This window comes from Streptomyces sp. L-9-10 (assembly GCF_004151105.1).
In the GTDB taxonomy this organism is placed as follows: Bacteria; Actinomycetota; Actinomycetes; order Streptomycetales; family Streptomycetaceae; genus Streptomyces.
Map to the genome: position 1 here is coordinate 295,283 of NZ_PHRF01000162.1, position 13,573 is coordinate 308,855.

11 protein-coding genes are annotated in these 13,573 nt (G+C 70.3%); 9 read left to right on the forward strand and 2 right to left on the reverse strand.

Annotation, left to right across the window (positions count from 1 at the left end):
- Nucleotides 1-45 precede the first annotated feature (45 nt).
- Nucleotides 46-1,401: a replication-associated recombination protein A gene (locus CU044_RS34840; RefSeq protein ID WP_129772732.1), complete on the forward strand. Its 1,356-nt coding sequence runs from the start codon at nucleotides 46-48 to the stop codon at nucleotides 1,399-1,401.
- Nucleotides 1,402-1,566: 165 nt separating this feature from the next.
- Here the strand turns inward: CU044_RS34840 and CU044_RS34845 are convergent, their stop codons facing one another.
- The gene (locus CU044_RS34845) at nucleotides 1,567-2,268 is read right to left on the reverse strand and encodes a DUF2470 domain-containing protein (protein ID WP_129772733.1); all 702 of its coding nucleotides are present in this window, start codon (nucleotides 2,266-2,268) and stop codon (nucleotides 1,567-1,569) included.
- A 176-nt stretch (nucleotides 2,269-2,444) separates the two neighbouring features.
- Between CU044_RS34845 and rpsD the strand changes: the two genes are divergently transcribed.
- Complete coding sequence (gene rpsD / locus CU044_RS34850; protein ID WP_030355486.1) at nucleotides 2,445-3,059, forward strand: 30S ribosomal protein S4; 615 nt, start codon at nucleotides 2,445-2,447, stop codon at nucleotides 3,057-3,059.
- Nucleotides 3,060-3,074: 15 nt separating this feature from the next.
- Here rpsD and CU044_RS34855 read toward each other — a convergent pair whose 3' ends face one another.
- A complete protein-coding gene (locus CU044_RS34855) occupies nucleotides 3,075-5,267 on the reverse strand; it encodes an AAA family ATPase (RefSeq protein ID WP_129772734.1) in 2,193 nt (730 codons plus the stop codon).
- 169 nt (nucleotides 5,268-5,436) lie between these two features.
- Between CU044_RS34855 and CU044_RS34860 the strand changes: the two genes are divergently transcribed.
- The 7 genes from CU044_RS34860 to aroC all read left to right on the forward strand — a co-directional run bounded on the left by CU044_RS34860 (nucleotide 5,437) and on the right by aroC (nucleotide 13,544).
- Nucleotides 5,437-5,880: a DUF948 domain-containing protein gene (locus CU044_RS34860; protein WP_129772735.1), complete on the forward strand. Its 444-nt coding sequence runs from the start codon at nucleotides 5,437-5,439 to the stop codon at nucleotides 5,878-5,880.
- A 7-nt stretch (nucleotides 5,881-5,887) separates the two neighbouring features.
- Entirely contained in the window at nucleotides 5,888-6,250 is a 363-nt protein-coding gene (locus CU044_RS34865; protein WP_129772736.1) for a DUF6167 family protein, read from the forward strand.
- Nucleotides 6,250-8,919: an alanine--tRNA ligase gene (gene alaS, locus CU044_RS34870; RefSeq protein WP_129772737.1), complete on the forward strand. Its 2,670-nt coding sequence runs from the start codon at nucleotides 6,250-6,252 to the stop codon at nucleotides 8,917-8,919. Before CU044_RS34865 ends, alaS begins: the two co-directional genes overlap by 1 nt.
- 6 nt (nucleotides 8,920-8,925) lie before the next feature.
- A complete protein-coding gene (gene ruvX, locus CU044_RS34875; protein ID WP_129772738.1) occupies nucleotides 8,926-9,390 on the forward strand; it encodes a Holliday junction resolvase RuvX in 465 nt (154 codons plus the stop codon).
- A 123-nt stretch (nucleotides 9,391-9,513) separates the two neighbouring features.
- Complete coding sequence (gene mltG / locus CU044_RS34885; protein WP_129772739.1) at nucleotides 9,514-11,340, forward strand: endolytic transglycosylase MltG; 1,827 nt, start codon at nucleotides 9,514-9,516, stop codon at nucleotides 11,338-11,340.
- The gene (locus CU044_RS34890) at nucleotides 11,337-12,200 is read left to right on the forward strand and encodes a shikimate dehydrogenase (RefSeq protein ID WP_129772740.1); all 864 of its coding nucleotides are present in this window, start codon (nucleotides 11,337-11,339) and stop codon (nucleotides 12,198-12,200) included. Before mltG ends, CU044_RS34890 begins: the two co-directional genes overlap by 4 nt.
- A gap of 159 nt (nucleotides 12,201-12,359) precedes the next feature.
- Complete coding sequence (gene aroC, locus CU044_RS34895; RefSeq protein ID WP_129772741.1) at nucleotides 12,360-13,544, forward strand: chorismate synthase; 1,185 nt, start codon at nucleotides 12,360-12,362, stop codon at nucleotides 13,542-13,544.
- Nucleotides 13,545-13,573 lie beyond the last annotated feature (29 nt).

Genomic DNA, 13,573 nt, shown 5'->3' on the forward strand with positions numbered 1-13,573 from the left:
CCCGAGGGCGAGGGCGTTGTCAGTGGTCTGGCATAGGCTTCACGCGTGGAGCCCGACCTCTTTACCGCAGCGGCGGAAGACCGCCAGGAGAAGGACCCGTCCAGCAGCCCCCTGGCCGTCCGGATGCGCCCGCGCGTCCTCGACGAAGTAGTCGGCCAGAGCCATCTGCTGAAGCCCGGATCCCCGCTGCGGAGGCTGGTGGGCGAGGGGAACGGCGGCCCCGCCGGTCCTTCGTCCGTGATTCTCTGGGGCCCGCCGGGCACGGGCAAGACGACCCTCGCGTACGTCGTCTCCAAGGCGACCAACAAACGCTTCGTGGAGCTCTCCGCGATCACCGCGGGCGTCAAGGAGGTCAGGGCCGTCATCGACGGGGCCCGCCGCGCGTCCGGGGGCTTCGGCAAGGAGACCGTCCTCTTCCTCGACGAGATCCACCGCTTCAGCAAGGCCCAGCAGGATTCCCTGCTGCCCGCGGTCGAGAACCGCTGGGTCACGCTCATCGCCGCCACCACCGAGAATCCGTACTTCTCGGTGATCTCCCCGCTGCTCTCCCGCTCCCTGCTGCTCACGCTGGAGCCGCTCAGCGACGACGATCTGCGTGGTCTGCTGCGGCGGGCCCTCACCGAGGAGCGCGGTCTCGGCGGCGCGGTCACGCTCCCCGACGACGCCGAGGCGCATCTGCTCCGGATCGCGGGCGGCGACGCACGGCGCGCGCTGACGGCGCTGGAGGCGGCGGCCGGCGCCGCGATCGACAAGAGCGAGAAGGAGATCAGCCTCCGGACGGTGGAGGAGACCGTCGACCGGGCGGCGGTGGCCTACGACCGTGACGGCGATCAGCACTACGACGTGGCGAGCGCGCTCATCAAGTCCATCCGCGGCTCCGACGTGGACGCGGCGCTGCACTATCTGGCCCGGATGATCGAGGCGGGGGAAGACCCCCGGTTCATCGCCAGACGGCTGATGATCTCGGCGAGCGAGGACATCGGTCTCGCCGATCCCACCGCACTGCCGACAGCGGTCGCCGCTGCCCAGGCCGTGGCCATGATCGGTTTCCCGGAGGCCGCTCTCACCCTGAGCCATGCCACCATCGCGCTGGCGCTGGCCCCCAAGTCGAACGCGGCCACGACCGCCATCTCCGCCGCCCTGGAGGACGTCAAGAAGGGGCTGGCGGGGCCGGTCCCCACGCATCTGCGCGACGGCCACTACAAGGGCGCGGCCAAGCTCGGTCACGCCCAGGGCTATATCTATCCGCACGATGTGCCGGGCGGCATCGCCGCGCAGCAGTACGCGCCGGAAGAGGTGCGGGGCAGGCGGTACTACGAGCCCACGCGGTACGGCGCGGAGGCGCGGTACGCGGACGTGGTCGACAAGGTGCGCGAGCGGCTGCGCGGGGACAGGACCTAGGGCCTCTCGTTTGGATCATGCCGGGCTCGCGTGCTCTGGCACCGCGCCTCGCCGCGTTGTCGTCGGTCACCAGGGCTCCGCCATGGCTCCCTCCTCCGCCTTGCGATCCACGGCACCAGCCCCCGCTCCCTGATCCGGCCTGATCCAAACGAAAGACCCTAGGCGTTATCCCGCGGCCGCGTCGAAGAGCGTGTGCATCGCGTACCGCAGCTCGTTGACGTTCCGCACCGGCTCGGGGAAGTCGAAGCGGGCGTCGAAGCACCGCACTCCCGTGAAGCGCACCCGCAGCCCGAAACGGTCGAGCCCGACGGGTACGGCGACGGTCCCGGCGGTCCCGGACTCCGGGGAGCCCGTGGCCCGTTCGCCGAGCAGCCCGCGCAGCGACTGGACCTCCGCGCTGTGGGCGGAGTGCAGATGCTGGAGCAGTTCCGCCTCGTGTTCCACCAGCGGATCGGCCGCGGCCGTGGCGAAGTCCTCGGGCTCCACCGAGTCCGCGCCCCAGAGATCGTCCACGCACGCCTCGCCGACCTCCAGCCGCAGCGTCATACGACCGGGTTCGGCCCCGCCCGGTACGCGGGTGAGCCAGCCGGAGAGCCAGGCCCGGCCCCGGATACGGTGGGGTACGGACACGGGCGCGACGTCCGTGACCTCCAGCACCGCGTTCAGCTCGTCGTCCTGCGCGTGCGTCGCGGCGCGTACGGCGGGGGAGTCGGCGGGGAACGCGAGGAACACCTCGCCGTCCGGTCCGACGCTCCGCGCGTCGGGCATCAGCTGGTACGGCTTGGCCCCGTCCAGGCCCGGAATGATCAGTACTGCCGAGCATGTACTCTGTACGAGAGTTCGTGTGCGCTCGGCTGCTGACGGCATCCGATCGATTTCAAGCCCGCTGGGACGCGGCTGACCATGAGCTGATCGGACCTCCGTCGAATCGTCGCTCTGTGCGCCGAGGCTGTCTGTGATGCGCGTGGTGTTCCCAGGGCGAGACATGCGATCTCCTTAAGTAAGGTGAGCCTAACCTAACCTACAACGGAGGTCTGGAGAACGTGCCTAACCAGTCGCGTCCCAAGGTCAAGAAGTCACGCGCGCTCGGTATCGCGCTGACGCCGAAGGCTGTCAAGTACTTCGAGGCCCGTCCCTACCCGCCGGGCGAGCACGGCCGTGGACGCAAGCAGAACAGTGACTACAAGGTCCGTCTGCTGGAGAAGCAGCGCCTGCGCGCCCAGTACGACATCAGCGAGCGCCAGATGGCCCGCGCCTACGACCGCGCCCGCAAGGCCGAGGGCAAGACGGGCGAGGCCCTGGTCGTCGAGCTGGAGCGCCGCCTCGACGCGCTGGTCCTGCGGTCGGGCATCGCCCGCACCATCTACCAGGCCCGCCAGATGGTCGTCCACGGCCACATCGAGGTCAACGGTGGCAAGGTCGACAAGCCGTCGTTCCGTGTCCGTCCCGACGACGTCGTGATGGTCCGCGAGCGCAGCCGCGAGAAGGTCCCCTTCCAGGTCGCGCGCGAGGGTGGCTACGACACCGACGGCGAGACCCCGCGCTACCTGCAGGTCAACCTGAAGGCCCTGGCGTTCCGCCTGGACCGTGACCCGCAGCGCAAGGAGATCCCGGTCATCTGTGACGAGCAGCTGGTCGTCGAGTACTACGCCCGCTGACGCGGACACGAAGTCTCAGCCCGCCGCTTCCCCGCCCCGCGCGGTGGGGGAGCCGGCGGGCTTCCGCGTTCTCCGGGCCGGCCGGCGGGCGTTCGACTGCTGGTGCGGCGGCGCGGCGGCCGGCCGGCGGCGCTCGGCGAGTGCCCGCTCCACGGCCGCGCTCGGCGACAGCCCGAGCCCCTCACCCTCGTACGCCGCGTACCGCTCCGTACCCAGCTCCTCGCTCGCGCGCCGCTCGCACAGCGCGCGCGGCGCACCGAAGAAGCCGGAGCCGAACAGCTGCGGGCCGACCGACCCCCACAGTCCGTTCGCGGCCCCCTGGAGCACCGCGGCCTCCGCCGGATCGCCCTCGCTCGCCGTCACCAGCGCCATCAGCTCGACGGCCAGCACCAGCCCCACCAGATCGTTGAATCCATGGTGGATGGCGATCGACTCCGCGATCAGCGCACGCGCCTCGGTGTGCTCCTCGCGTGTCCAGGCGGAGTAGGCCAGTACGTACAGCGCGTACGCCCTGGTCCAGCGCTCGCCGCTGTCCTCGCAGATCTCGCGCACCTCCTCGCAGAGCGCGACCGCCGCCTCCAGATCGCCCTGGAACACCAGCGCCATGGCCAGCTCGACCTGGCCCATCAGCACATTGCTGTTCAGCTCGCCGAGTTCCCGGTACGAAGCGAGCGCCGAGCGCAGCAGCCGCTCGGCGCGCGGCATGTCGTCGGTGAGCAGCGCCTGACAGCCCAGCCGGTGCACGGCATAGGCGCGCGCCAGCGCGTTGCCGGTGCGCTCCGCCTCCTCCCGGCACTCGTGCAGGGCGCCGGACGCGGCCGTGTTGTCCCCCTGGAGAACCGCGACATAGCCGAGCACCCACAGGGCCTTGAGCCGCGACTCGTCATACGGGCTGTCCAGCGCGAGGGCCCGGCCCAGCCAGTGCCGCCCCTCGGTCAGCCGGCCGCATCCCGCCCAGTAGAACCAGAGTGTGCCCGCCAGATGCTGGCCCAGATGCGCCTCGTCGGGACTCTCCAGACACAGTTCGAGCGCGGCGCGCAGATTGGGCAGCGCGCTCTCCGTACCGGCCGCGACCTCCGCCTGGCGCGGGCTGAACCAGTCCAGCTCGTACCAGGTCGCCAGCCCCATGTACCAGTCGCGGTGCCGGCGGCGCATCCGGTCGGTGTCCTCCAGGGCGTCCAGCCACTCGGCGCCGTACGCCCTGACGGTGTCCAGCATCCGGTAGCGCGTACCCGCTCGGGTCTCCTCGCGGACGACCAGGGACTGGGAGATCAGCTCGGCGAGGACGTCCAGGACCTCTTCCTCCGGCAGTTCGGGTCCGCCGCACACATACTCGGCGGCCTCCAGGTCGAACGGTCCGGCGAAGACCGACAGCCGCGCCCACAGCAGCCGTTCGGCCGGAGTGCACAGCTCATGGCTCCAGCCGATCGCGGTCCTGAGCGTCTGGTGGCGCGGCGGCGCGCCCCGTCTGCCTTCGGTGAGCACCCGGAAACGGTCCCCGACGCGGTCGAGGATCTGCTCGACGGAGAGGACATGGAGCCGCCCGGCCGCCAGTTCCAGCGCGAGCGGGATCCCGTCGAGGCGCCGGCACAGCTCCTGGACGGCCGCGGACCGGGCGTCGGCCTGCCCCGGACCGGGTGGTACGGCGGTGGCCCGTTCCGTGAAGAGCCGGACCGCGTCCGTCTCCGTCATCGGGGCGAGCGCGAACGTCAGCTCGCCGTCCACCCTGAGCGGGCGCCTGCCGACGGCGAGCACCCGCAACTCCGGTGCCCGGCGCAGAAGTTCCCGTACGAGCGTGGCGCAGGCGTCGACGAGCTGCTCGAACCCGTCGATGACCAGCAGCAGTTGACGCGTGGCGAGATGGCCGGCGAGCACCCGGCGCGCGGGCCTGCTGCTGTGGTCCGTCAGTCCGAGTGCCTCCACCAACGCGTGTTCGAGCAGTTCGGGGTCGCGGAGCGCGGAGAGTTCGGCGAGCCAGATGCCATCGCAGTAGCGTTTCTTCATGGCATCCGCGGCTTTCAGGGCCAGCCGGGTCTTGCCGACTCCGCCCACCCCCACCACCGTGACCAGCCGGGAGTCCCCGAGATGCCGTGCCAGGGTGGCCAACTCGTCGTCGCGCCCCACGAAGCGGTTCAGCTCGGCGGGGAGATTGCCCGGAGCCGGGGCGGGCACGGCCGACGGAGGGCCGGAGCGAAAGGGGCGTCGCATGGGACACGCAGAGTACTCAACCCGCCGCACTCCGTACAATCTTTCTCGCTGAACGCCACCCGGGCCCCCGCTAATCCGGTACGGGACGCGACCCCCGGCGCGATAGGGTCGGAGGACGACTTTCCAGTCGCTTTCCAGATGACCTTCGACGATCAGGGAGCGGTGCGGCGTGACCGGTGGAGAGGTTGCCGGGATCCTGGTGGCCGTGTTCTGGGCCATTCTGGTCTCCTTCCTGGCCGTGGTGCTGGTGAGGCTGGCGCAGACCCTCAAGGCGACCACCAGACTGGTGGCGGACGTGACCGAACAGGCCGTGCCGCTGCTGGCGGACGCGTCCGCGACGGTCCGCTCCGCGCAGACCCAGCTCGACCGGGTCGACGCCATCGCGACGGACGTCCAGGAAGTCACCTCCAACGCCTCGGCACTCTCCACGACGGTCGCCTCGACCTTCGGCGGCCCGCTGGTCAAGGTCGCCGCGTTCGGCTACGGCGTACGCCAGGCGCTCGGGCGCAGAGGAGCACCGGACGCCGGCACGGCGCCCGAACCGGCCGTCCGGCGCAGGGTCATCCCCGGGCGTACGCTGCCGTCCGCCCGGCGCAGGAAGAAGAAGGGCTGACGCAGCGATGTTCCGCCGTACGTTCTGGTTCACCGCGGGCGCGGCCGCCGGTGTCTGGGCCACCACCAAGGTCCACCGCAAGATCAAGCAGCTGACCCCGGAGAGCCTCGCGGCCCAGGCCGCGAACAAGGCGATCGACGCCGGGCACAAAGTCAGGGAATTCGCCGTTGACGTCAGAGCCGGGATGGCGCGGCGCGAGGCGGAGCTCGGCGAGGCGCTCGGTCTCGACGCGTCCGCCGACCACGCGCTTCCCGCTCCCCGGCACCGCGCCGCCATCGAGTACACAGAACAGCCCCGGACGGTGTACTCCGCCCACCCGCAGGACCACCCGCGTCACTACGACCCGCACAACCGGAATGAGGACCACTGATGGAGTCGGCTGAAATTCGTCGCCGCTGGCTGAGCTTCTTCGAGGAGCGCGGTCACACCGTCGTCCCTTCGGCGTCGCTCATCGCGGACGACCCGACTCTGCTGCTGGTCCCGGCGGGCATGGTGCCCTTCAAGCCGTACTTCCTCGGCGAGGTCAAGCCGCCGTACCAGCGCGCCACCAGCGTGCAGAAGTGTGTGCGCACACCGGACATCGAAGAGGTCGGCAAGACCACCCGGCACGGCACGTTCTTCCAGATGTGCGGCAACTTCTCCTTCGGCGACTACTTCAAGGAAGGCGCGATCACCTACGCCTGGGAGCTGCTCACCAGCTCCGTGGCGGACGGCGGTTACGGGCTCGACCCGGAGCGCCTGTGGATCACCGTCTACCTCGACGACGACGAGGCCGAGCGGATCTGGCGCGAGAAGATCGGCGTACCGGCCGAGCGCATCCAGCGCTTGGGCATGGGCCCCAACTTCTGGTCCATGGGTGTGCCCGGCCCGTGCGGTCCCTGTTCCGAGATCAACTACGACCGGGGCCCCGAGTTCGGCGTCGAGGGCGGTCCCGCCGTCAACGACGAGCGGTACGTGGAGATCTGGAACCTGGTCTTCATGGAGTCCGAGCGCGGTGAGGGCACCGGCAAGGAGGACTTCGAGATCCTCGGGGACCTGCCGTCGAAGAACATCGACACCGGTCTCGGTCTCGAACGCCTCGCCATGATCCTCCAGGGCGTACAGAACATGTACGAGACCGACACCCTGCGCGTCGTCATGGACAAGGCCACCGAGCTGACGGGCGTGCGGTACGGCGCCGAGCACGGCTCCGACGTCTCGCTGCGTGTGGTCGCCGACCACATCCGTACGTCCGCCATGCTCATCGGCGACGGCGTCACCCCCGGCAACGAGGGCCGCGGCTATGTGCTGCGCCGCATCATGCGCCGCGCCATCCGCAACATGCGGCTCCTCGGCGCCACCGAACCGGTCGTCGCCGATCTGATCGACGTGGTCATCAGGACCATGGGCGAGCAGTACCCGGAGCTGGAGACCGACCGCAAGCGCATCGAGACCGTCGCCCTCGCCGAGGAGGCCGCCTTCCTCAAGGCCCTCAAGGGCGGCACGAACATCCTCGACACCGCCGTCACCGAGACCAAGTCCGCCGGCGGCCGGGTCCTCTCCGGCGACAAGGCGTTCCTGCTCCACGACACCTGGGGCTTCCCGATCGACCTCACCCTGGAGATGGCCGCCGAACAGGGCCTCTCCGTGGACGAGGACGGCTTCCGGCGGCTGATGAAGGAGCAGCGGGAGCGGGCCAAGGCCGACGCCAAGGCCAAGAAGTCCGGCCACGCCGACCTCTCCGCCTACCGCGCCGTCGCCGACAACAGCGGTTCCACCGAGTTCACCGGCTACACCTCGACCGGGGGCGAGTCGACGATCGTCGGCCTCCTCGTCGACGGTGTGCCGTCGCCCGCCGCCACCGAGGGCGACGAGGTCGAGATCGTCCTCGACCGCACGCCCTTCTACGCCGAGGGCGGCGGCCAGCTCGCCGACCAGGGCCGGATCAAGCTCGACACCGGCGCCGTCATCCAGGTCCGTGACGTCCAGCAGCCGGTCCCCGGTGTCTCCGTGCACAAGGGATCCGTGCAGGTCGGCGAGGTGACGGTGGGCTCCTCCGCCTACGCCGCCATCGACATCAACCGCCGCCGCGCCATCGCCCGCGCCCACAGCGCCACGCACCTCACGCACCAGGCGCTGCGTGACGCCCTCGGCCCGACGGCCGCCCAGGCCGGCTCGGAGAACTCGCCGGGCCGCTTCCGCTTCGACTTCGGCTCGCCCGCCGCCGTACCCGGCACGGTCCTCCTCGATGTCGAGCAGAAGATCAATGAGGTCCTCTCCCGCGAGCTGGACGTGCAGGCCGAGGTCATGTCGATCGACGAGGCCAAGAAGCAGGGCGCCATCGCCGAGTTCGGCGAGAAGTACGGCGAGCGGGTCCGTGTCGTCACCATCGGCGACTTCTCCAAGGAACTGTGCGGCGGTACGCATGTCCACAACACCGCCCAGCTGGGTCTGGTGAAGCTGCTCGGCGAGTCGTCGATCGGTTCCGGGGTGCGGCGCATCGAGGCTCTGGTCGGCGTGGACGCCTACAACTTCCTCGCCAAGGAGCACACCGTCGTCGCCCAGCTCCAGGAGCTGGTCAAGGGCCGTTCCGAGGAACTGCCCGAGAAGATCTCCGGCATGCTGGCCAAGCTGAAGGACGCCGAGAAGGAGATCGAGAAGTTCCGCGCGGAGAAGGTGCTAGCCGCCGCCGCCGGACTCGCCGGGAGTGCCAAGGACGTACGGGGCACGGCGCTGGTCACCGGACAGGTCCCGGACGGCACCTCGGCCGACGATCTGCGCAAGCTGGTCCTCGACGTCCGTGGCCGCATCCAGGGCGACCGGCCGGCCGTCGTGGCGCTGTTCACCACGGCCAACGGACGCCCGCTGACGGTCATCGCCACCAACGAGGCCGCCCGTGGACGGGGTCTCAAGGCCGGTGACCTGGTCCGTACCGCGGCCAAGACCCTCGGCGGCGGCGGTGGCGGCAAGCCGGACGTCGCCCAGGGCGGCGGCCAGAACCCGGACGCCATCGGGGACGCCGTCGCCGCTGTGGAACGCCTCGTCGCCGAGACGGCCTGACGCCGTATGCGACGCGGACGCCGGCTCGCGATCGATGTCGGGGACGCCCGGATCGGGGTCGCCTCGTGCGACCCCGACGGGATCCTCGCCACGCCGGTGGAGACCGTGCCGGGGCGCGACGTCCCGGCCGCCCACCGGCGGCTGCGCCAGATCGTCGAGGAGTACGAACCGATCGAGGTGCTGATCGGGCTCCCGCGCTCACTCAACGGGGGCGAGGGACCGGCCGCGGCGAAGGTACGGACGTTCGCCGAGGAGATGGCGCGGTCCGTCGCGCCGCTGCCCGTACGACTGGTCGATGAGCGGATGAGCACAGTGACGGCCAGTCAGGGATTGCGGGCCTCGGGCGTGAAGGCGAAGAAGGGCCGGTCCGTGATCGACCAAGTGGCGGCGGTCGTCATCCTCCAGAGCGCGCTTGAGGCCGAACGGGTATCAGGTAATCCTCCCGGCGAGGGCGTCGAAGTGGTCATCTGATCGCGATACGGTAACGTTCCGCGCGATGCGGCAGTGTTCGAACAGCTGCCGCACAGCAAAGAGGCGAAAGGGACGCGGTGCCAGGGCGCTCCGCGATCATCGCCTCGCGGCTCTAGGGGATCGATGACTGACTATGGCCGGGGCCCCGGCTCCGAACCGTGGCACCCAGAGGACCCTTTGTACGGGGACCAGGGGTGGGCGGCACAGCAGGCCACCGACGGCAGCGCTCCCTATGCCGGGCAGCCTCAGCAGCAGTACGCGCAGCAGCCGCACCCGCAGGGGCAGGCACAGTACGGGGGCGGTCAGGACCCGTACCAGCAGCAGTACCACCCGCAGCACGGCGGGCAGCCGCACTACGAGGCGCAGCAGTCGCAGTACGACGGGCAGCAGTACCACAACCCCCAGTACGGCGACGCGCAGCAGTCCCACCAGGCCCAGCAGTACGGCGGTCATCAGCAGCATTCCCCGCAGCCGCAGCAGCACGCCCATCAGGCGCGGCAGTCACATCAGCAGCATCCGCAGCCGCAGTACAACGACCCGCAGTACAACGGCAGTTGGGACAACGGCCAGCAGGCCACCATGCCGTACGGCGGACAGCCCGGAACGTCCTACGACGCACAGCAGCCCGCCGGCTACGGCGACAACCAGGATTACTACGCCACCCCCGACGCGTATCCGCCGCCGCAGCCGCCCGCTCAGCGACGCACCGAGCCGGAGCCGGCGCCCGAGCAGGGCGACGGCTGGGACGACGGGCAGCAGAAGGAGACCCACCCCTTCTTCACCGGTGACGGCGACGGCGACGGCGAGGACGCCGAACCGGGCGAGGGCCGCCGGGGCGGCGGCCGCGACCGGCGCGGCAAGACGAAGAAGAAGGGCCGCAACGGCGTCGCCTGCGTGGTGGTGGCCGCGGTGCTGGTCGGCGGTGTCGGTGGCGTCGGCTATGTCGGCTACCAGTACTGGCAGACGAAATTCGGCCCCCCGCCGGACTTCGCCGGCACCGGATCGGGCTCCGTGGAGGTGGAGATCCCCCAGGGCGCCGGCGGATATGAGATCGCCGCACTCCTGGTGAAGAAGGGCGTGGTGAAAAGCCAGCGCGCCTTTGTCTCCGCGCAGCAGGCGAATCCCAAGGGCAATACGATCCAGGCGGGCGTCTACCGGCTCAGCAAGAAGATGTCCGCGGCGAACGCGGTGAAGACAATGCTCAGCCCGAGCAGCCGAAACGCGCTGGTCATTCCCGAGGGCCGGCGCAATGTCTGGGTCTACGAGCAGATCGACAAGCGGCTCGGCCTCAAGGCGGGCGAGACCGCGGCTGTCGCCAAGGCAGAGGCGAAGAACCTCGGTCTGCCGAAGTGGGCGAATGACAACAAGGACATCAAGGATCCGCTGGAGGGTTTCCTCTTCCCCGCGAGCTATCCGGTCGCGAAGGGAATGAAGCCCGAGGCCGTCCTCAAGAAGATGGTCACCCGCGCCAACGCCGAATACGGCAAGCAGGACCTCAAGGGCGAGGCCGAGAAGCTCGGACTGAAATCACCGCTCCAGCTGATCGCGGTCGCGAGCCTCGTCCAGGCGGAAGGCAAGTACAAGCACGACTTCGAGAAGGTCGCGCGCGTCGTCTACAACCGCCTCCAGCCGGAGAACACGGAGACCGTCGGACGTCTTGAGTTCGACTCCACGGTCAATTACATCAAGAGCCAGAGCCGCCTGGATATCGGTGCGGTCGACGATCTCCGGAAGATCAAGGACCCGTACAACACGTACGACATCAAGGGTCTTCCGCCGGGCCCGATCGGAAATCCGGGTACCGACGCCCTGAATTCGGCGATCGATCCGGCGGACGGTCCCTGGTACTACTTCGTCTCGGTGACCTCGGACAAGACGCTCTTCGCCGTCACCAATGAGGAGCACGAAGAGAACCGTCAGCAGTACGAGAAGGAAAGCAAGAAACCGTGATCCGACGTCGGCGGGCGGCGGTCCTCGGATCGCCCATCGCCCACTCCCTGTCCCCGGTGCTGCATCGCGCCGCGTACGACGCGCTGGGCCTCGACGACTGGTCGTACGACCGGTTCGAGGTCGGAGAGGTCGGGCTGCCCGGCTTCTTGGAGACGCTGCGGGACGATCCGGCCTGGGCCGGTCTCTCGCTGACCATGCCGCTCAAGCGGGCCGTCATCCCGCTGCTGGACGAGATCACCGACACCGCGGCGTCCGTGGAGGCGGTCAACACCGTCGTCTTCGCCGAGGACGGCCGGCGTACCGGCGACAACACCGATATTCCCGGAATGATCGCCGCGCTGCGTGAGCGCGGCGTCGAGAAGGTGGAGTCCGCGGCGATCCTCGGCGCGGGCGCGACCGCCTCGTCCGCCGTCGCGGCGCTCGCCCTGATCTGCACGGGCCCGGTCACCGCGTACGTACGCAGTGAGACGCGCGCGGCCGAGATGCGCGGCTGGGCCGAGCGGCTCGCCGTCGACGTCCGGATCGCCGACTGGGCGGAGGCGGACCGGGCGCTGCACGCCCCTCTCGTGATCGCCACCACCCCGGCCGGTGCCACCGACGAGCTGACCGCGGCCGTCCCGGCCGGGGCCGGGACGCTCTTCGACGTGCTGTACGAGCCCTGGCCGACACCGCTCGCGGCGGCCTGGGCCGCGCGCGACGGTGCGGTCATCGGCGGGCTCGACCTGCTGGTGCACCAAGCGGTGCTCCAGGTGGAACTGATGACGGGCCGCTCGCCCGCGCCGCTCGCCGTCATGCGGGCGGCGGGAACCGCCGCGCTCGGCTCGTCCTCGTTGCCCTCCTCGTCCTCGTTCCCGTCCTGACGGCGGGCGCCCGCCGCGCGTCTTCGTCCGGGTCTTTGTCCGCGTATCGGACCGTGTCGCCGGTCGGCGTCCCGGCCGTGGGAGGATCGGACAAGGCGGGCCAGGGCCGCGCACCCGGTCGTGCCGCTGCAGTTCCGGGCGCGAGTATGAGGAGCACCGTTGAGCAGGTTGCGCTGGCTGACCGCGGGGGAGTCCCACGGCCCCGCACTCGTGGCGACGCTGGAGGGACTTCCCGCCGGTGTGCCCATCACCACGGAGATGGTGGCGGACCACCTGGCCCGGCGGCGCCTCGGCTATGGGCGCGGTGCCCGGATGAAGTTCGAGCGCGACGAGGTCACCTTCCTCGGCGGCGTACGGCACGGTCTGACCATGGGATCGCCCGTCGCGATCATGGTGGGCAACACCGAGTGGCCCAAGTGGGAACAGGTCATGGCGGCCGATCCGGTCGACCCCGACGTACTGGCGGGACTCGCCCGTAACGAGCCGCTGACCCGGCCCCGGCCCGGCCACGCCGATCTCGCCGGGATGCAGAAGTACGGCTTCGACGAGGCACGGCCCGTCCTGGAGCGGGCCAGCGCGCGGGAGACCGCCGCGCGGGTCGCGCTCGGCGCGGTGGCGCGTTCGTATCTGGCGGAGACGGCCGGGATCGAGATCGTGTCCCATGTCGTCGAGCTGGCCGCGGCCAAGGCTCCGTACGGGGTGTACCCGGTCCCGTCCGACGTGGCGAAGCTGGACGCGGATCCGGTGCGCTGCCTGGACGCGGACGCGAGCGAGGCGATGGTCGCGGAGATCGACCAGGCCCACAAGGACGGCGACACCCTCGGCGGTGTGGTCGAGGTGCTGGCGTACGGAGTGCCCGTCGGGCTCGGTTCGCACGTGCACTGGGACCGCAGGCTCGACGCACGCCTCGCCGCCGCCCTGATGGGCATTCAGGCGATCAAGGGCGTCGAGGTCGGCGACGGCTTCGGACTGGCGCGGGTGCCCGGTTCGCAGGCGCACGACGAGATCGTGGCGACCGACGACGGCATCAGGCGCGCGTCCGGCCGCTCCGGCGGCACCGAGGGCGGGCTGACGACCGGTGAGCTGCTGCGCGTACGGGCCGCGATGAAGCCCATCGCGACCGTGCCGCGCGCGCTGGCCACCGTCGACGTGGTCACCGGCGAGGCCACGAAGGCGCACCACCAGCGCTCCGACGTGTGCGCCGTGCCGGCCGCCGGCATCGTCGCCGAGGCCATGGTCGCGCTGACGCTCGCGGACGCGGTCGCCGAGAAGTTCGGCGGCGACAGCGTGCCCGAGACACGGCGCAACGTCCGCTCGTACCTCGACAACCTGCGGATCCGATGAGTGGGCCGGATCCGGCGAAGAAGGCAGAT

Bases quoted from the DNA above. Each gene is read 5' to 3' on its own strand.
- CU044_RS34845 (WP_129772733.1), bottom strand. From the start codon at position 2,268: ATGCCGTCAGCAGCCGAGCGCACACGAACTCTCGTACAGAGTACATGC.
- CU044_RS34855 (WP_129772734.1), bottom strand. From the start codon at position 5,267: ATGCGACGCCCCTTTCGCTCCGGCCCTCCGTCGGCCGTGCCCGCCCCG.
- CU044_RS34865 (WP_129772736.1), top strand. From the start codon at position 5,888: ATGTTCCGCCGTACGTTCTGGTTCACCGCGGGCGCGGCCGCCGGTGTC.
- alaS (WP_129772737.1), top strand. From the start codon at position 6,250: ATGGAGTCGGCTGAAATTCGTCGCCGCTGGCTGAGCTTCTTCGAGGAG.
- ruvX (WP_129772738.1), top strand. From the start codon at position 8,926: ATGCGACGCGGACGCCGGCTCGCGATCGATGTCGGGGACGCCCGGATC.
- mltG (WP_129772739.1), top strand. From the start codon at position 9,514: ATGACTGACTATGGCCGGGGCCCCGGCTCCGAACCGTGGCACCCAGAG.